The organism is Streptomyces kaniharaensis (assembly GCF_009569385.1).
Classification (GTDB): domain Bacteria; phylum Actinomycetota; class Actinomycetes; order Streptomycetales; family Streptomycetaceae; genus Kitasatospora; species Kitasatospora kaniharaensis.
On the sequence record NZ_WBOF01000003.1, the window covers coordinates 497,945 to 516,208 of the forward strand.

The following is an 18,264-nucleotide window of genomic DNA, read 5'->3' on the forward strand; positions in this document are numbered from 1 at the left end:
GGGAGGGGCGCGGGTCAGCAGGTCTCGCGCAGGTTGCCGGACTTGCCCTGCGGGACCACGTTCTTGTCGCGCCGGACGATGCTCAGCTTGTCGCCCCAGCCCTTGCAGGCCTTCGACAGGCCCTTGGCGGTGTACTCGATCACGTACACCCGGTCGCCGAACGCCTCGACGTAGCCGTTGCACTCGTCCTGCTCGCCGCACTCCTCCGCGACGGCGAAGTCCAGGCCGACCTTCTGGCGGTCCCCCGCCAGCTCCACCGTGTTCTTCTGGCCGATGGCCAGCTTCTTCTCGTGCGCGTGCGCGGCGATCATCGTCTGCAGCGCCTCGACGTCGGCCGCCGTCAGGAGGTTGGCCGAGCGCGTGTAGCTGTCGTAGTTGTCCGGCTCGACGGCGTTGAAGCCCTTCGCCGCGCACTCGTCTATCCAGGCGTTCACCTTCTGGGCCACCCGCTGGCGCTTGGCGTCGGTGCGGATGTCCAGGACAGCCTCGTTCCAGTTCGTGTCGTAGACGACCTTGCCGTTCGCCTCGCGCAGCAGCAGGTCCGGATCCCACTCCTTCTCGGCGCCGGACTGCGCCTGGAAGGCGTTGACGTAGCAGATGTTGTACATCCCGGCGGCCGGCGGCGCCGCGTGATCGCGGCTCACCACCGACACCCCGGCAGGCGGCGTGTAGGGCCCGGCGATCTGGTAGTCGAACCCGGCGTGCGCCGGCGGCAGAGCCACGCTCGTCGGTGACGGCAGGGCCGGCCCGGAGGCCGTCTCGGTGGCGTCCGGCTCGGAGTCGTCGTTGGACGACGAACTGCACGAGGACAGCACGAGAGCTGCCGCTGCGGAGACCGCCAGCGCGGCGGCCACCCGGCGGCGGGAACCACGGGAACGACAGGAACGACCGTTACGGGCAAGGCTGTTGGGCATCGGCGGACTCCAGGGAGGACAGGTCCCCGCAGGTGCTGCCCTCGACGGTGATGGCGGCCCGGTCGGGGCGTACGGCGCTGAGGCTCACCTTACCGGCTGGCCGATCACGCCAGGACGGCCGTACCGGACTGCGACGAAATCCCAATGATCGCTTAACGTTCGGTTCATACCGGCCCGGCGGAACGGCCCGCCGCCACGGACCGGTACCTCGACCTCGCGCCGGGCCCGGGCCCGGTAGGGTCCGCGCCGCCTGCCACCCCGCCTCGGAGACCACGTGACCACCGATCCCGACCCGCAGCAAGTCCGGCGCCCCGCAACGGACTTCAGCACGGCCCGCCTGGAGGCGTTCAGCGACGGCGTCTTCGCCATCGCCATCACCCTCCTGGTCCTCGACCTGAAGGTGCCCGAACCCGACACGCTCGACGGGCAGAGCCTCGCCGGCGCCCTCGCGCACCAGTGGCCCGCCTACTTCGCGTACCTGGTCAGTTTCCTCGTCATCGGCATCATCTGGATCAACCACCACGCCATGTGCGCGCTCGCCCGCCGCGTCGACCGCCGCACGCTCTTCACCAACCTGCTGCTGCTCCTCACCGTCTCCGTCATCCCGTACCCGACCCGGATGCTGGCCGCCTACCTCACCGCCCGCAACACCGACGCCCACACCGCCGCCGCGTTCTACGCCGCGACCATGGTCGCCATGGGTGCCGCGTTCTCCCTCCTCTTCCTCGCCTTCACCCGGGACGCCCAGGCCCTCCACCACCCGATCCCACCCGCCGCCCGGCGGGCCGCGATGCGCCGCTTCAGCGTCGGCGGCATCTGCTACGTCGCCACCATCGCCCTCGCCTACATCAGCCCGGTGGCCATGCTCGCCACCCACGCCGCGCTCGCCCTCTACTACTGCTTCGACCAGCTGGCCCCGGCCCGCAGGGCGTCCTGACCACGGGCTCCCACCGGCCGCCCCGCGGCAGCGAGGCCGCCGGTGGTGCCCGGGACGGCGGGCCGGTTGTCGGTGCCGCGTGGCACAGTGCCGGGCATGAGACGCACGACCACTGACCCCCTGTCCGGCCTGGACGCGATCGACTGGGCCGAGCTGGAGCACGCCTACGGCCCGGCGAGCGACGTACCGGAGCAGCTGCGCGCCCTGTGCGGGCCCGACGAGGGCGGACGCAAGCAAGCGCTCCACTCCTTCAACGGCAACATCTTCCACCAGGGCAGCCGCTACCCCGCCTCGGCCGTCGCGGTGCCCTTCCTGGCCCGCATGGCCGCGGACACCACCCTGCCGGAGCGGGCCGAAGTCCTCCGACTGCTGGCCTCGTTGGCGATCGGCTACGACAACGCGCACCTGCCCTGCGGCGTGGCGATCGCCCCGTGGCGGCGCTCACACGCCGAGTTCACCGCGAAGGACGAGGCCACCATTCTCGCCGAGTTCGACGCCTGGGTCGCCGAGGCCGCCGACGAGAACGAGCGCCAAAGCCGGGAGTTCCGGCGCACCTGCTTCGAGTACGACGAGCATCTGGAAGCCATGAACTCGGAACTCGGTGCGTACGACGCCGTCCGCGGCGAGGTGCCGCGGCTGGTCGCGCTGCTGGCGGACCCCGACCCGGGCGTCCGCGCGGCGACCGCGTACCTGCTGGCCTGGTTCCCCGAGGAGGCCCCGCACACGCTGCCGCACCTGCTCGCCCTGCTGGACAACGCCCCTGACGGGGAAGAAGCGCAGGCCGCTGTCACCGCCACCGCCCTGGTGACCGTCGGACTGCTCGGCGACCGTTCGCTCGTCCCGCGCCTGCGCCCCTTCCTGACCGCCGAGGACCGGCTCCCGCGCTGGGCGGCCGCCGTCGCGCTCGCGCGGCTGGCGACCGACGACGCCCCGGCGGCCGATGACGCGGCGGACGACCCGGCGAATGACCCGGACCTGACCGCGGCGGTGCTCGCCGAGCTGGCCGCCGCCGAGGCCACTCCCCCGGAGCCGGGCCCGCCCGGCATCGCCTTCCACGACGGCGACCTGCGCGGCTACGCCGCCGTATCGCTCACGCTGCTCGCCGACACCCACCCCGACGAAGCCCTCGACGCGGTGACCGACGGGCTCGCCCGGACCTCGGGCGTCCCGGCCTTCGCCGTCACCGCGGCGGCCCTGCGCCTGGCGTTCGGCACGCAGCACGGACCCCTGCCGTCGTTCCCCGACCTCGACGAGCGGCGGCAGCGGCTGATACGTGTACTTGCCGAACGCGACGAGGCCACCTGGCGCTGGATGAACTTCGTGGACATCCTGCGGGCCTGGGGACTGCCGCAGGACCGCCCGGCGATGCGGTCGTACGCCCAGCTGTCCGACGCCTGACGGCACCGCCGACGTCCCCTGACCGCGGCCTTCGCGCGGTGCCTGCCGCACTCCCTGCCGGGTCACAGCCCGGATGCTGCGGGCGGCGCCGGAATGCGGGCGAGGACGGCGTGGGCGGCTCGGGTCAGGCAGGCGGTGACATCGGCCGCCGACAGCTCGGGCGCACCGGGGCCCCCAGATGGTGAGCACGGCATCGACCATTGGCGCCAACTCCCAGCATTCGCTATGGACTTCGACGATGTCGTCGATGATGAGCTCGGCGCCCTCCACAGGATCGAGCCAGCCGCCGACGATCTCGGCGGCCCACCAGCGGGCCAGCGGCAGCCGGTCCGCCCACCAGCGGGCGATCTCGCGCGGCTCCCGCACCGCATCGGCCGTCGTCGCGGGCTCATTCGTCGTCATGGCGGCATGCTGCCGACGGCGGCGAGCGACCGGAGACCTGGCATTTCCAGCGGCCGGCGCCCGCGGCGTGGGCAGACCGGCAGCGTTCCCGCCGATCCCACCCGCGGCCACGCCCGTATCAGCCCGGCGATGTCCGCGCCGACCGTGAGCGCCGGGGCGATCGACGCCGTCACCTTCCTCGGGCTCGGGCACGCCTTCGCCGCGCCGGCCACTGGGAACGTCCTGCTGCTGGGCTTCGGGGTGCCTATCGCCTGTCCCGCCAAGGCTGTGGGCGCCTCCGTGATCGGGACCGCGCCCTCGACCATCGCCTGAACGAGCTCGCGATGGTCCGGGGCGAGAATCTGCCGGGCGGCGGTTGCCCGGGGCGAGCCTCGGCCTCGAGGATCCAGCGGGCGCCGGCGGGCCGACGGGGCACTGGCACCGACGGCGCCCGCCTCGGCGTGTCCGTTTTCGCCTGCCGTCCCCGCTCCGGAATCGCATGTTTGACTTAAACCGATTTGCCCCAAACTGGCCTTAAAGCCGATTTGCCCCAAAATCGGATAAGCACAAGCCCAAGAGGTGCATCGTGCGCAGAAGAATGATCATCATGGCCGGCGCGCCGGTCATCGCCGGCGCACTGGCACTGTCCGCGTGTTCCAGCGGAGGCAGCAAGGGGGGCGGCGGCGGTGGCGGCAAGCCGACGTACACCATCGGCTTCCAGGGCCCCCTGACCGGCCCCAACGCCCAGCTCGGCATCAACATCGACTGGGGAGTCAAGCTCGCCGTCCAGCAGGCCAACGCGAAGGGCGACCTGCCGTTCACCCTCAAGGTGAAGGAGGCCGACGACCAGGGCGACCCCGCCAAGGGACCGACCGCGGCCCAGCAGCTCATTGGCGACAGCAGCGTGATCGGTGTCGTCGGCCCGACCTTCTCGGGCGCCACCAAGGCCGCGGAACCGCTGTTCACCCAGGCAGGTATGGCCTCGGTCAGCGCATCGGCGACCAACTCCTCGCTCACCGACCCGGCCAACGGCTTCAAGACCTTCTTCCGGATCGTCCCGCCGGACTCCGCGCAGGGCCTGTCGGCCGCCGACTACATGACCAAGGTCCTCAAGGTGAAGTCGGTCTACCTGATCGACGACAAGTCGGACTACGGCGTGGGCCTGGCCGGCAACATCAAGAGCCAGCTGACCGCGAACGGCGTCCAGGTGACCGGCGACAGCGTCGCCGCCGGGACCAACGACTACTCCGCAGTAGCCACGAAGGTCGCCAACTCCGGCGCTCAGGCGGTCTACTACGCCGGCTACTACGCCGACGCGGCCCCGCTCGCCAAGGCCCTGAAGAACACCTCGTTCACCGGCAAGGCGATGTCGGACGACGGCACCAACGACCCCAAGTTCATCCAGCTGGGCGGCTCCGCGAGCGAGGGCTGGCAGATGACCTGCCCGTGCCTGTCGGCGACGGCGTCGTCGGACGAGGCGGCCAAGAAGTTCGTCTCCGACTACACGGCACTGGCGAACCAGCCTCCGGGCACCTACTCGCCCGAGGGCTACGACGTCACCAACACGTTCATCCAGGTGATGAAGCCGCTCGGGTCCAACGTCACCCGGGCCAAGGTCGTGGACGGCCTGCGCGGCGTCGACTACAAGGGCCTCACCAAGCAGATCAAGTTCCAGCCCAACGGCGAGGTCACCGAGAAGGGAATCTACGTCTACGAGGTCAAGAACAGCCAGATCACCGCGATCGGCACCGTCGACAAGCTGATCTCCGGATGATCTCCCTCCGGGACCGCCCGCACGGGCGGTCCCGCTACCAGTTCGGACGCCTGCGCGACCACCGCGCGGGCGTCCCGCGACTCCCAGGCGGAAGGTCGATCGCCGCATGTGTCTCACCGACCACTTCTGGCAGTTCCTGGTCCCCGGGATCACCCTGGGCTCCCTCTACGCCCTGATCGCCATCGGTTACACCCTGGTGTACGGCGTCCTGCAGCTGATCAACTTCGCGCACAGCGAGGTATTCATGACCGGCGGCTTCGCGGGTCTCTTCATCACCCAGGCCCTGGTCACCACGGGCGTCACCCCGCACGGCGCGCAGTCGGTCCTCTACACCGTGGCCGGCCTGCTCGGCGGCGCGTTCTTCGGCGCCGTCGTCGCCTTCCTGCTGGAACGCGTCGCCTACCGGCCGCTGCGCAGGCGCAACGCACCCCGCCTCGTCTACCTGATCACCGCGATCGGCGCCTCGCTGTTCCTGTTCAACCTGGCCGGCAAGCTGTTCGGCCGCGACCGCACCGACATCCCGGAGCTGTACCACAACGGCGTGGTGTTCACCCTGTTCGGCGCCCAGGTCCGGGTGCAGCAGCTGGTGATCATCGGCACCGCGCTCGCCATGATGGTGCTGCTGGACGGCGTGGTGCACCGGACCAAGCTCGGCTCCGGCATCCGTGCGGTGGCCCAGGACGCGCAGACCGCAAGCCTGATGGGCGTCAACATCAACCGGGTCATCTCACAGACCTTCGTGATCGGCGGCCTGCTCGGCGGCGCGGCCGGATTCCTGTTCGGCACGTACCTCAACGTGCACTACCAGATGGGCTTCCTGCCCGGCATCAAGGCCTTCGCCGCGGCGGTGCTCGGCGGGATCGGGAACATCCGCGGCGCCATGCTCGGCGGCCTGCTGCTGGGCATCGTGGAGAGCCTCAGCCAGTCCTGCATGTCCAGCCAGTGGATCGACGTCGTGGCCTTCGTCGTCCTGATCCTCGTGCTGATGTTCCGCCCGACCGGCCTCCTCGGCCAGCGACTGGGGCGTGCGGCATGACCGTCGACAAGGCCCCCGTACGGGTCCCGCGCTCGCGCCGGATCCCCCCGCGCTGGATGCGCCTGGTCGGCTGGCTGGCCGTGGGCGCGCTGCTCACCGTGCTGACCTCGACCCAGGAGGGCACACCCACCGACCACTGGCTCGTCCTGCGCGAGACCCTCGGCTCGGCCGCGCTGATCGGCTGGCTGATCGCCGCCGTCGTCGTCTGGGCGCTGCTGGAGGTGTGGCAGGCCCGCGGCGTCGGGGCGCAGCTCACCGAACGGACGGCGGGCGCACGGGCGCAGTGGCGCCGGATCGCGGACCGGCGGCTCAACCAGCGGCTGTTGCTGCTCGCCGTCGCGGTGGCGGCGATCGTCCTGCCCCAGTTCGTCAGCGAGTTCTACCAGCGCGTCCTGGTCGACCAGGTCGCGGTGTTCGTGCTGCTCGCCGTCGGCCTCAACGTCGTGGTCGGCTGGGCCGGCCTGCTCGACCTGGGCTACGTGGCCTTCTTCGCGATCGGCGCCTACACCTGCGCGTACTTCACCCGGGCGCTGCCGGTGAAGCCACCGTTCGCCCTCAACCCGTTCGTCATCCTGCCGATCGCCGTGCTGGTCTGTCTGGTCGCCGGGCTGTTGCTGGGCGCACCGACGCTACGGCTGCGCGGCGACTACCTGGCGATCGTGACCCTGGGCTTCCACGAGATCGTCCAGCTGTTCCTGGTCAACAAGGACACCTGGACCGGCGGCAACCAGGGCGCCGGAGGCATCCCGCACTTCTCGATCGACATCCTCGGCATCCACTACCAGTGGGGCCTGGACTCGCTCCCGTACTGGTACCTGTTCATCGGGATGCTGGCGATCGTGGTGTTCCTGTTCAGCCGTCTCGAACACTCCAAGGTCGGTCGGTCCTGGACGGCGATCCGGGAGGACGAGGTCGCCGCGGCGGCCAACGGCGTACCGACCGTCAAGTACAAGCTGATGGCCTTCGCGATCGGTGCGTCCACCTCCGGCCTGTCCGGTGTCCTGTACGCCTCGCGCATCGGCTACATCAACCCGGCGAGCTTCCCGGTGGTGCTGTCGATCAGCGTGCTCTCGTACGTGATCTTCGGCGGGATGGGCTCGCTGATCGGCGTGATCGTGGGCGCCGCGCTGCTGACCTTCCTGCCCGCGGTCTTCCAGGAGCAGGAGCTCGTCCGCCAGGAGGACATCCCGATCTGGATCGGTGCGATCCTGGTAGTGATGATGATCTTCCGGTCGCAGGGCCTGATCCCGTCCCGCCGCCGCCGGCGTGAGCTGGGCCTCGCCGCCCAGGGGATCGCGGACGCCGACGCGATGTCCGAGTCTCCCGAGGGGAGGGCGTGATGGCGACCCCCACGAACGGCCGCGCCACGACGGACGACGGAAAGCCGCTGCTGACCGTCCGCGGCGTCACCCTGCGCTTCGGCGGTCTGACCAGCCTCAGCGATGTCGACCTGACCGTCGCGCGGGGCGAGATCCTCGCCGTCATCGGGCCGAACGGGGCCGGGAAGACCTCGCTGTTCAACTGCCTCACCGGCGTGTACACGCCGCAGGAAGGCACCATCGAGTTCGCACCGCCCACCGCCGCCGGCGCCGTCCAGCTGGTCAGCGGTTCCGCGCGGCGCCGGCGCAGCCGCAAGCCGCACATGGTCAACCAGGCCGGCATCGCGCGGACCTTCCAGAACATCCGGCTGTTCGCGGCCCTCTCCGCCTACGAGAACGTCAAGGTCGCGGCCGAGACCGGACAGCGCACCGGCCCGGTCGGCGCCATGCTGCACCTGCCGCACGCCCGGGCCAACGACCGGCGCAGCGACGCCACGACCGAGGAACTGCTGGACTTCGTCGGCCTGCGCCCGGTCGCCAACGAGCTGGCCTCCTCGCTCCCGTACGGCGTCCAGCGGCGGCTGGAGATCGCCCGCGCCCTCGCGACCGACCCGGCGCTGCTCCTGCTGGACGAGCCCGCGGCGGGCACCAACCCGACCGAGAAGCGCGAGCTGGAGCAGCTGATCCGGCAGATCAACCGGGACCTCGGGGTGACCGTCCTACTGATCGAGCACGACATGCGGCTGGTGATGTCGGTGGCGGACCGGGTGACGGTACTCAGCTTCGGCAAGGTGATCGCCCACGGCCGCCCGGCCGAGGTGCAGCGCGACCCGGCGGTGATCGAGGCCTACCTGGGCTCGGCCGAGGCGGAGGGTGAGAGATGACGGCCACCGAGAAACCGGTACCGGTACCCGTCCTGGAGCTCCGCGCACTGCACGTCGCGTACGGTGCGATCGAGGCGCTCAAGGGCACCGACCTGACCGTCGAGGACGGCGAGGTGGTGACCCTGCTCGGAGCCAACGGCGCCGGCAAGACCACCACCCTGCAGGCGATCTCCGGCCTGCTGCGGCCCCGGCAGGGCGAGATCCACTTCCACGGCCTGCGGATCGACGGCGTCCCGCCGCACGAGGTGGTCGGCCTGGGGATCGGGCACGCCCCCGAAGGTCGGCGGGTGTTCCCGGCCATGTCCGTCCTGGAGAACCTGGAGATGGGCGCCTACCGCTTCCGAGGTGTCCCCAAGGAGGACCTCGACCGCGTCTTCGGCCTGTTCCCCGTGCTCGCCGAGCGGCGCGGCCAGCAGGCCGGCACCCTCTCCGGCGGTGAGCAGCAGATGCTCGCCATCGGGCGGGCGCTGATGGGCCGCCCGGGCCTGCTGCTCCTCGACGAGCCGTCGATGGGCCTGGCACCGCTGATCGTGACGCAGATCTTCGACATCATCCGGGAGATCAACATCCAGGGGACGACCGTCCTGCTGGTCGAGCAGAACGCCGCGCAGGCGCTCAAACTCGCCCACCGCGGCTACGTCCTGGAGACCGGGTCGATCGTGATGACCGCCTCGGCCGGCGAACTGCTCAACGACCCGCGGGTGCGCGCCGCCTACCTCGGGGAGACGGCGGACTGAGCCAGGCGGCGGCGGGACGGCCGAGCCGTGCGCGAACTCGAAGGTGAGCACCGCGAGGCGCTGTCGCGCCCTTCCGGCCTGGCCGGACCGGGAGCCCGGGCCAGGGACTCCCCCGACGGGCCGCTTCCGCCCGCCGAGCACCCGGCCCTGATCGAATTGAGTACGGCTACTCATGCGCGCGCCTCGCACCAGCGGCCAGACTCCCGACCATGACCAGCAGCATGCCGCCCGTACCCGGGCAGCCGCCTCGCGCACCGCTCGGGTGCCCCGACTGCGGCGCCACGCTCGACCCGACCATGCCCGCCCGCTGCCCCGCCTGCCGGCTGCCGCTGCACGGCGGCCTGGCCGAGCGGCTCCGGCAGGTGGAGAAGGGGCTCGAGGCTGTCGAGCAGCAGCGGGAGACGCTGCTGCGGCTGCGCGCGGAGCTGCTCGCCAAGCTGCGGGCGTTGCGCGACCGGCCCGTCGCGGCTCCCCCGCCGCCGCAGGTGCGGAGCGTGCCGCAGCCTGTAGGGCCCGAGGTTTCCGGCCGGTCCGCCCAGAACGTGCTGCTGGTGCTCGGCGGCGTGCTGGTGAGCATCGCCGCACTGGTGTTCACGGTGGTCAGCTGGGGCCGGCTCGACATCGGCGGACGCACCGCCGTGCTGCTCGCGGTGACCGGCTGCGCCCTCGCCGCCCCGCTGCCACTGCGTCGCCGCCGGCTCTCGGCCACCGCCGAGACCTTCGCCGCGATCGGCCTCGCCCTGGTCCTGGTGGACTGCCTCGCCCTGCGGTACGCCGGGCTGGCCGGGCTCGACGCCGTGCGCGCCCCCGGCTACTGGGCTTTCGTCACCACCCTGGTGTCCACCGGTTCGGTGGCGTACGGCTGCGCGCTGCGGCTGCGGGTGCCGCTGCTGGCCGGCTTCCTGCTGGCCCGGCTGCCCGGGCTGCTGCTCGTGTTCGCCCTCCGCCTCGACTCCTTCACCGCCCCGGCCACCGCGATGGTCGCCACCGCCGCCGTGGACTACCCGTTGCTGCGGGAGCTCGCCGGACGCCCGCAGTGGCGCACTCGGCTGCGGATGAATGCCCTGCTCCCCGCCGCCGTCGTCATCACCACCGTCTGGACCGCGACCGCGGGCGCGCTCGCCCTGAACGCCTCGCTGGCGGCCGGGCTCGACCTGTGGCACAAGTCCGACGACGACCGGCTCGCCGTCTCGCTCCAGGCCTGGCTGCCGCTCGGCGCCCTCACTCTGCTCGCCCTCGCCGTCGCCCTGCCCCACCCCCGGTTCGGCTACCCCGGGCTGGGCACCACGGCCCGTCGTACGGCCGCCGCCACGGCGGGTGCGGCGGCGCTGGCGGCTGCCGGTGGAACGCTCTGCACCCTGCTCCCGGCGGGCTGGGGCGCGGTCGGCTACGCCGCACCGGCCGCCCTTCTCACCGTCGCGGCCGCCGCACGGCTGCGGCGGGGTCGGCGCGACGGGCGGGTGATCCCGGTCGGATTGCTGGTGGTGGCGGGCGGTGTGGTGTCGGCCGCCGCGCTGGTGTCGGCGGTGCAGCTGCTGCCCGCAGTGTTCGAGCCGTCGACATCGGCACACCTTCGTGCGGCCTGGGTGAACGGGCTTACGCCGGGCTGGAGTTGGCACGCGTCGACCGCCGCGCTGACCTGCCTCTGGCTGCTGGTCGCCACTGCCGGGACCGTCCGGGTGCTCGGGTTCACCGTGGACGGGGCGGATGCGGCGCTGTCGGCGATGACGGCGGTGGCGCTCGCGCTGCTGCCCGTGGCCTTCGGCCTGCCGTACCCGGTGGTGGTGGGCGTCGTGACGGCGCTCGCGCTCGCGGGCGGCTGGTGGGCGGCGGCCCGTCAGCAGATCGTGGCGGGGCCGGCCACCGCGGCCACCTTGGCACTTCTCTGGGCGCTCGCCGACCGTCCGGCCACCATCGCCGTCCTGGCGCTCGGCGCGGCGCTCGCCGTCGCGCTGACCGTCCGTGGGCGCCCGGCCCCCGCCGTCACCGCCGCCCTGGCTGTCGTGGCGCTCGGTGCGGAGGCGGCCGCCGTCGGCGCCACGGCCGGGTTCGCGCTGCCCGACCTGCTGCTCGCCGTCCTCGCGGTCGCCGTCGCCACCGCCCCGGTGGCGGCTCGGATCGACGCGCGGCCCGTCGCGCTCGCGGTCGAGGTCGCCGGGTACGGACTCGCCGCCGTCGCCCTGCTGCTGACGACGGACCACCCCGGCCGTCTCTCCTTCGACCTGGCGGTGGCCGGGGTGGCCGCCCTCGGCGTCGCACTGCGGGCCGACCGCCGGCAGATTGCCCCGGGTGTGGGAGTCGCGCTGCTGATCGGCGCCTCCTGGATCCGGCTCGCGCAGTGGGAGATCCGCGAGCCCGAGGCGTACGGCCTGTCCGTCGCGGCCGCGGCACTCGTCCTCGGCCACCTGCGGCGGCGCCGTTTCCCCGAGATCGGCTCCTGGCCGGCGTACGGCCTCGGCCTGGCCGTCGGCCTGCTACCCAGCGTGCCCGCCCTCTTCGCGGACGGCCACTGGCTGCGGCCCCTGCTGCTCGGCTGCGCGGCGCTGACCGCTACCGTCCTCGGCGTGCGTCTGCGCCTCCAGAGCCCAGTCGTCCTCGGCGGCGCCACCCTCCTCGTGGTCGCCGTCCACGAGCTCGCTCCCACCGTCGTCCAGGCCCTCGGCCTCCTCCCCCGCTGGGCCCCGCTCGCCGCCGCCGGCCTTCTCCTGCTCGCCCTCGGCGCCACCTACGAGCAGCGTCTCCGCGACGCCCGCCGCCTCCACACCGCCTTCCGCCGCCTCACCTGACGCACATGGCCCGCCTGCCCCGCATGAGGGGAGCAGGCCCGTACCGCCGACGGCTCGTCCGCCCCAAGGCAGGGGCGGACGAGCCGTCGGCGTCCTCCGGGGTCGGCCGCCGCTACTGCGGCGTCACGTAGGCGCCGGAGATGCCGCCGTCGACGAGGAAGGTGTTGGCGGTCATGAAGGACGAGTCGTCGGAGGCGAGGAAGGCCACCGCGGCGGCGATCTCCTCGGGCTCGGCGAAGCGGCCGAGCGGGATGTGGACCAGTCGGCGGGCGGCCCGCTCCGGGTCCTTGGCGAACAGTTCCTGCAGCAACGGGGTGTTCACCGGGCCGGGGCACAGGGCGTTGACCCGGATGCCCTCGCGGGCGAACTGCACGCCCAGCTCGCGGGACATGGCCAGCACTCCGCCCTTGGAGGCGCTGTAGGAGATCTGCGACGTGGCCGCGCCCATCACGGCGACGAACGAGGCGGTGTTGATGATCGAGCCCTTGCCCTGCCGCTGCATGTGCGGGATGGCGTACTTGCAGCACAGGTAGACGCTGGTCAGGTTGACCTCCTGGACGCGCTTCCAGGCGTCCAGGCCGGTGACCAGGATGGAGTCGTCGTCCGGCGGGGAGATGCCCGCGTTGTTGAAGGTGATGTCCAGGCGCCCGAACTCGTCGACGACCCGCTGGAAGAGGTCGCGCACCGCCTGCTCGTCGGTCACGTCGGCCTCGATGAAGAGGCCGCCGACCTCGCTCGCGGCCTTGGCCCCGGTCTCCGCGTCGAGATCGACGCAGACCACCTTGGCGCCCTCGGAGGCGAAACGGCGGGCGGTCGCCAGGCCGATGCCGCTGCCCGCGCCGGTGATGACGGCCACCCGGCCGTCGAGTCGCTGGGTCATGCTGATCAATCCTCCGTGGAGATGAAGACGTTCTTGGTCTGGGTGAAGGCGTCGAGGGCGTCCGGGCCGAGCTCGCGGCCGAGTCCGGACTGCTTGAAGCCGCCGAACGGCGTGGTGTAGCGCACCGAGGAGTGCGAGTTGACGGAGAGGTTGCCGGCGTCGACGCCGCGCGAGACCCGCAGTGCGCGCCCGACGTCCCTCGTCCAGATGGAGCCGGACAGCCCGTACTCCGTGGCGTTGGCGATGCGCAGGGCGTCCTCTTCGTCGCGGAACGGGACGACCGCGACGACCGGGCCGAAGATCTCCTCGGTGAAGGCGCGGTCGTCGTGCCGCACGGGCGCGAGGACGGTCGGCGGGTACCAGAAGCCGGGCCCGTCGGGGGCGCTGCCACGGAAGGCGACGGCCGACCCGTCCGGGACGTAGGAGGAGACCCGCGCCCGGTGGGCGGCGGAGATCAGCGGGCCCATCTCGGTCTTCTCGTCGGCCGGGTCGCCGACCCGCACCCCGCGGACGGCTGGTTCCAGGAGTGCCAGGAACTCGTCGAACACGGATGCTTCGACCAGGATCCGGGAGCGGGCGCAGCAGTCCTGGCCGGCGTTGTCGAAGACCGCGTACGGTGCGGTCGCGGCGGCCCTGGCGAGATCGGCGTCGGCGAAGACGATGTTGGCGCTCTTGCCGCCGAGTTCGAGGGTGACGGGCTTCACCTGGGCGGCGCAGCCCGCCATGATCTCCTTGCCGACCCGGGTCGAGCCGGTGAACACCACCTTGCGCACGTCGGGGTGGGTGACGAAGCGCTGTCCGACGACCGGTCCGCGGCCGGGCAGGATCTGCAGCACGCCCTCCGGGATCCCGGCCTGGAGGGCGAGTTCGCCGAGGCGCAGGGCGGTGAGCGGGGTGAGTTCGGCCGGTTTGACGATGACGGTGTTGCCGGCGGCCAGTGCCGGGGCCAGGGCCCAGGCGGCGATCGGCAACGGGAAGTTCCACGGCACGATGACCCCGACCACGCCGATCGGTTCCTGGAAGGTGACGTCGATGCCGCCGGCGACGGGGATCTGCCGGCCGAACAGCCGCTCGGGGGCGGCGGCGTAGTACTCGATGACGTCACGCGCGTTGCCCGCCTCCCAGCGCGCGTTGCCGATGGTGTGGCCGGCGTTGGCGACGTCCAGTGCGGCGAGGTGCTCGCGGTCGGCGTCGACGGCGGCGGCGAAGGCGCGCAGCAGCCGGGCCCGGTCGGCGGGGGCCACCCGGCGCCAGGTGTCGAAGGCGGCGCGGGCGCGGGCGACGGCGGCGTCGGTCTCGGCGAGCCCGGCGAGTTCGACGGTGGTGATCACCTCCTCGGTGGCGGGGTTGACGACCTCGAAGAGGTCCGGTTCGGTCATGGGGTGGTCTCCCGGTGGCTGGCGGTGATCAGGGCGTGGAAGAGGCGCAGGTCGTCGGGGTCGGTCTCGGGGTGCCACTGGACGCCCAACGCGAAGCGGTGGCCCGGCAGTTCGAGCGCCTCGACGGTGCCGTCCGCGCTCCGGGCGCTGGCCTGCAAGCCGGTGCCGAGCCGGTCGACGGCCTGGTGGTGGTAGCAGGAGACCTCGGCGGCCGGCCCCAGGACGGCGGCGAGCCGGCTGCCTTCCACCAGGCCGACGCGGTGGCGGACGAAGCGGGCAGGGACGATCTGGTGGCTCCCGTCGGGCAGGTGCTGGAGGAGGGTGCCGCCGAGTTCGACGTTGAGCAGCTGCATGCCGCGGCAGATGCCGAGCAACGGCAGGTCCCGGGCCAGCGCGGCGCCCAGGAGTCTGCTCTCCCAGTCGTCCCGTGCGTGGTGGGGCGGGCCGGTGCGCGGATCGGCGGTCGCCGCGTACCGGGCCGGGTCGACGTCCGGTCCGCCGGCGAGGACGAGCCCGTCCAGGGCGTCGAGCAGGTGGTCGGCCCCGCCGGGTTGCGGCGGCAGCAGCACCGGGGTGCCGCCCGCGCGGACGACGGCGTCGACGTACGTCTGGGGCACGAGGGAGGCGCGCTGGTTCCAGACGGACCAGGCGGCGTCGTCCTGGTAGCTGGTGACGCCGATCAGCGGTCGTCGGCGGTCGCGGCTCACAGCCGCTCGAATCCGCGGCGCCGCTCCCAGTCGGTCACCGCCCTGTCGTAGGCCGCGAGTTCGGTGCGTCCGGCGTGGGTGTAGTGCCGGACGACGTCCTTGCCGAAGGCCTCGGTGGCGACGGCGCTGCGCTCGAAGGCGTCGACCGCGTCGCGCAGGGTGGCGGGCACCCTGGGCGCGTCGGAGGCGTACGCGTTGCCGGTGAACTCCGGTTCGAGTTCGAGCTGTTGCTCGACGCCGTGCAGCCCGGCCGCGATCAGGGCGGCGATCGCGAGGTACGGGTTGACGTCGCCGCCGGGGACGCGGTTCTCGAAGCGCAGCGACGGGCCGTGGCCGACCACACGCAGGGCGCAGGTGCGGTTGTCGCGGCCCCATGCGATGGCGGTGGGCGCGAAGCTGCCGGGCACGTAGCGCTTGTAGGAGTTGACGGTGGGTGCGAGCAGCAGGGCGAAGTCGGCCAGGCAGGCGAGCTGCCCGGCAAGGAAGTGCTCCATGGTGCGGGAGAAGCCGTGCGGCCGGTCGCCGGCGAACACGGGTGCGCCCTGCTGGTCGCGCAGGCTGAGGTGGATGTGGCAGGAGTTGCCCTCGCGTTCGTCGTACTTCGCCATGAACGTGAGGCTGCAGCCCTCCTGGGCGGCGATCTCCTTGGCTCCGGTCTTGTAGACGGCGTGGTTGTCGCAGGTGGTGAGGGCGTCGGCGTACTTGAAGGCGATCTCGTGCTGGCCGAGGTTGCACTCGCCCTTGGCGGACTCGACGGTGAGGCCGGCGCCGGCCATGTCGTTGCGGAGCCGGCGCAGCAGGGGCTCGATCCGGCCGGTACCGAGGATCGAGTAGTCCACGTTGTACTGGTTCGCCGGGGTGAGCCGGGTGTAGTCCTTGTCCCAGGCCTGTTCGTAGCTGTCCCGGAAGACGATGAACTCCAGCTCGGTGGCGGCGTGGGCCTGCCAGCCGTAGCCGGCCAGGCGGTCCAGCTGGCGTTGCAGGACCTGCCGCGGGGAGACGGCGACGGGGCTGCCGTCGTGGTGGGTGACGTCGCACTGGACCATGACGGTGGCGGGGTGCCAGGGCACGGCCCGCAGGGTGGCGAGGTCGGGGCGCAGCACCAGGTCTCCGTAGCCGCGCTCCCAGGAGGAGATCTCGTAGCCCTCGACGGTGTTCATGTCGATGTCGACGGCCAGCAGGTAGCCGCAGCCCTCCGCGGCACCGGGCACGACGTCGGTGAGGAAGTACTCGGCGGCGACGCGTTTGCCCTGGAGGCGCCCCTGCATGTCGGTCATGGCGAGCACGACGGTGTCGACGGACCCGTCGGCGACGCGGGCGCGCAGCTCGTCGAGGGTGAGCCGGGGGCTGGTCATCGGACCTCCAGTTCGGTGTCCCGTGCGTCGGGCTCGGGTGGCGTGCTCTGGACGTGGGGCCCGGTGAACCAGTGCCGGGCGGAGGCCAGCCACCACAGGCCGGCGAAGCCGAGCACGACGGCCACGGCGACGGGGGTGTAGTTGAAGCTCTCGGCGGTGATCGGGCTGACGGTGGGGAGCATGAACAGGACGGTGATCACCGCCGTCCAGCCGACCGCGACGACGCCGATCGGCCGGCTCCACCGGCCCAGGTGCCAGGGTCCGCGAGGGAAGTCCTCGCCCTGGCGCAGCCGCAGGTACACCGGGATGACGTAGGAGATGTAGAGGCCGATGACGGAGATGGAGGTCACGGCGGTGTAGGCGGTGGTGTTCCAGAGCGCGGGCAGCCCGAGCAGCAGCGCGCCGCCGGTCGCCATCCAGACCGCGTTGGTCGGGGTCTGGGTGCGCGGGTCGATGCGGTGCCAGAGGCGTGAGCCGGGCAGCGCGCCGTCCCGGGAGAAGGCGTAGATCATGCGGGAGTTGGCGGTGACGGAGGCCATGCCGCAGAAGAACTGGGCGCCGATGACGATGAGCAGCAGGAGCTTCGCGCCGTCGGCGCCGATGGCGTCGATGAAGATCTGCGCGGGCGGCACGCCGGTGTCGCTGTTGAGTGCGCCGTCGTAGTCCCGGATGGCGAAGGTGATGCCGAGCAGCAGCACCCAGCCGGCGACCAGGGAGACGGTGATGGCGTTGACGATGCCGCGCGGGCCGGAGCGGGCGGCATCGTGGGTCTCCTCGGTCATGTGCGCGGAGGCGTCGTAGCCGGTGAGGGTGTACTGGGCCATCAGCAGGCCGAGCATCGCGACGTAGAACTGGTTCTGGAAACCGGTGTTGTTGACGAACTCGGTGAAGACGAACGAGGCGGAGGCGTGCTGGTCGGGGAGGAGGACGAGCGCGCCGACGATGGCGGCGACGCCGACCAGGTGCCACCAGACGGACAGGTTGTTGAGGACGGCGACGAGGCGTACGCCCAGGGTGTTGAGCAGACCGTGCGCCAGCAGGATGACGGCGAAGATCTCCATGGTGTGCTCGGGGCTGGCCTCGATGCCGAACTGGAGGGTGAGGAAGGCGTTGGTGAAGAAGGCGGCGCCGTAGTCGACGCCGGCGGTCACCGCGACCTGGCCGAGGAAGTTGAACCAGCCGGTGAACCAGCTCCAGGCCGGGCCGCGGGTGCGGGCGAGCTTGGCGGACCAGTAGTAGAGCCCGCCGGCGGTCGGGTAGCTGGAGCAGATCTCGGCCATCGCCAGGCCGACGCAGAGCGTCAGCAGGCCGACCACGGGCCAGCCCCAGATGATCATGGCGGGGCCGCCGGTGTTCATCCCCGTCCCGTACAGGGTCAGGCAGCCGGAGAGGATCGAGACGATGGAGAAGGAGACGGCGAAGTTGGAGAAGCCCGACATCGAGCGGGCCAGTTCCTGGGTGTAGCCCAGTTCGCGGAGCCGCTGTTCGTCTGCGGAAACGGGGGCGGTGTTCTCCGGAAACACGGCGGGGGCAGGGTGGTCGGGTGAGCGTGCGTCGGTCATGGGCACCCCTGGGGGTTGAGGTGTGCCGGGGGAGCACACGGCCACGACGGCGTGGCGCGGTCGCCCCGGCGGGTTCGACGGTTCGGACGGCTCTTCAATGGTCTGGAATCAGGCCATTGGGGTGGGTGAGCAGCATCGTTCCGGTTGGGCCCGGGCCGCGTCAAGAGCGAAGAGGGAACGAGACGGAACGAGTCCGAGAACCCGCTCGTAGGTAC

15 protein-coding genes are annotated in these 18,264 nt (G+C 71.9%); 9 read left to right on the forward strand and 6 right to left on the reverse strand.

Translation table 11 applies throughout. The features are described 5' to 3' along the window. Positions 1–14: 14 nt before the first annotated feature. Positions 15–914, reverse strand: a complete 900-nt coding sequence (locus F7Q99_RS33470) for an endo alpha-1,4 polygalactosaminidase (protein ID WP_153468777.1) — start codon at positions 912–914, stop codon at positions 15–17. Positions 915–1,188: 274 nt separating this feature from the next. On the opposite strand from F7Q99_RS33470, the gene F7Q99_RS33475 reads away from it, so the two are divergent. From F7Q99_RS33475 to F7Q99_RS33515, 9 genes are all read left to right on the forward strand, one after another. Next, positions 1,189–1,851, forward strand: coding sequence for a TMEM175 family protein (locus tag F7Q99_RS33475; protein WP_153468780.1), 663 nt, complete (start codon positions 1,189–1,191; stop codon positions 1,849–1,851). Between the two features lie 96 nt (positions 1,852–1,947). Next, a complete protein-coding gene (locus F7Q99_RS33480; RefSeq protein WP_153468782.1) occupies positions 1,948–3,249 on the forward strand; it encodes a HEAT repeat domain-containing protein in 1,302 nt (433 codons plus the stop codon). A 225-nt stretch (positions 3,250–3,474) separates the two neighbouring features. After that, positions 3,475–3,963, forward strand: coding sequence for a DUF1275 family protein (locus tag F7Q99_RS42000; RefSeq protein ID WP_230211131.1), 489 nt, complete (start codon positions 3,475–3,477; stop codon positions 3,961–3,963). A gap of 253 nt (positions 3,964–4,216) precedes the next feature. Beyond that, complete coding sequence (locus tag F7Q99_RS33490) at positions 4,217–5,404, forward strand: branched-chain amino acid ABC transporter substrate-binding protein (RefSeq protein WP_326847437.1); 1,188 nt, start codon at positions 4,217–4,219, stop codon at positions 5,402–5,404. Between the two features lie 106 nt (positions 5,405–5,510). Next, positions 5,511–6,440, forward strand: coding sequence for a branched-chain amino acid ABC transporter permease (locus tag F7Q99_RS33495; RefSeq protein WP_153468785.1), 930 nt, complete (start codon positions 5,511–5,513; stop codon positions 6,438–6,440). Further along, a complete protein-coding gene (locus F7Q99_RS33500; protein WP_230211132.1) occupies positions 6,437–7,780 on the forward strand; it encodes a branched-chain amino acid ABC transporter permease in 1,344 nt (447 codons plus the stop codon). The genes F7Q99_RS33495 and F7Q99_RS33500 overlap by 4 nt, the downstream gene beginning before the upstream one ends. Further along, positions 7,780–8,643, forward strand: a complete 864-nt coding sequence (locus F7Q99_RS33505; protein WP_153468788.1) for an ABC transporter ATP-binding protein — start codon at positions 7,780–7,782, stop codon at positions 8,641–8,643. The genes F7Q99_RS33500 and F7Q99_RS33505 overlap by 1 nt, the downstream gene beginning before the upstream one ends. Beyond that, positions 8,640–9,380: an ABC transporter ATP-binding protein gene (locus F7Q99_RS33510; RefSeq protein WP_153468791.1), complete on the forward strand. Its 741-nt coding sequence runs from the start codon at positions 8,640–8,642 to the stop codon at positions 9,378–9,380. Before F7Q99_RS33505 ends, F7Q99_RS33510 begins: the two co-directional genes overlap by 4 nt. Positions 9,381–9,589: 209 nt before the next feature. Continuing rightward, positions 9,590–12,166 (forward strand): SCO7613 C-terminal domain-containing membrane protein, encoded by a 2,577-nt coding sequence (locus F7Q99_RS33515; protein WP_153468795.1) that lies wholly within the window; start codon positions 9,590–9,592, stop codon positions 12,164–12,166. Positions 12,167–12,278: 112 nt separating this feature from the next. Here F7Q99_RS33515 and F7Q99_RS33520 read toward each other — a convergent pair whose 3' ends face one another. Genes F7Q99_RS33520 through F7Q99_RS33535 form a run of 5 tightly spaced genes read right to left on the reverse strand, consistent with a single transcriptional unit; the run spans position 12,279 to position 17,926 of the window. Beyond that, positions 12,279–13,046, reverse strand: coding sequence for a 3-oxoacyl-ACP reductase (locus tag F7Q99_RS33520; protein ID WP_153468798.1), 768 nt, complete (start codon positions 13,044–13,046; stop codon positions 12,279–12,281). Positions 13,047–13,051: 5 nt separating this feature from the next. Beyond that, complete coding sequence (locus F7Q99_RS33525) at positions 13,052–14,425, reverse strand: aldehyde dehydrogenase family protein (RefSeq protein ID WP_153468801.1); 1,374 nt, start codon at positions 14,423–14,425, stop codon at positions 13,052–13,054. Further along, positions 14,422–15,132, reverse strand: coding sequence for a gamma-glutamyl-gamma-aminobutyrate hydrolase family protein (locus F7Q99_RS42005; protein WP_326847438.1), 711 nt, complete (start codon positions 15,130–15,132; stop codon positions 14,422–14,424). Before F7Q99_RS42005 ends, F7Q99_RS33525 begins: the two co-directional genes overlap by 4 nt. Further along, positions 15,129–16,487: a glutamine synthetase family protein gene (locus tag F7Q99_RS42010; protein WP_230211133.1), complete on the reverse strand. Its 1,359-nt coding sequence runs from the start codon at positions 16,485–16,487 to the stop codon at positions 15,129–15,131. The genes F7Q99_RS42005 and F7Q99_RS42010 overlap by 4 nt, the downstream gene beginning before the upstream one ends. Next, positions 16,484–17,926, reverse strand: a complete 1,443-nt coding sequence (locus F7Q99_RS33535; RefSeq protein WP_153469539.1) for an amino acid permease — start codon at positions 17,924–17,926, stop codon at positions 16,484–16,486. The genes F7Q99_RS42010 and F7Q99_RS33535 overlap by 4 nt, the downstream gene beginning before the upstream one ends. Positions 17,927–18,264 lie beyond the last annotated feature (338 nt).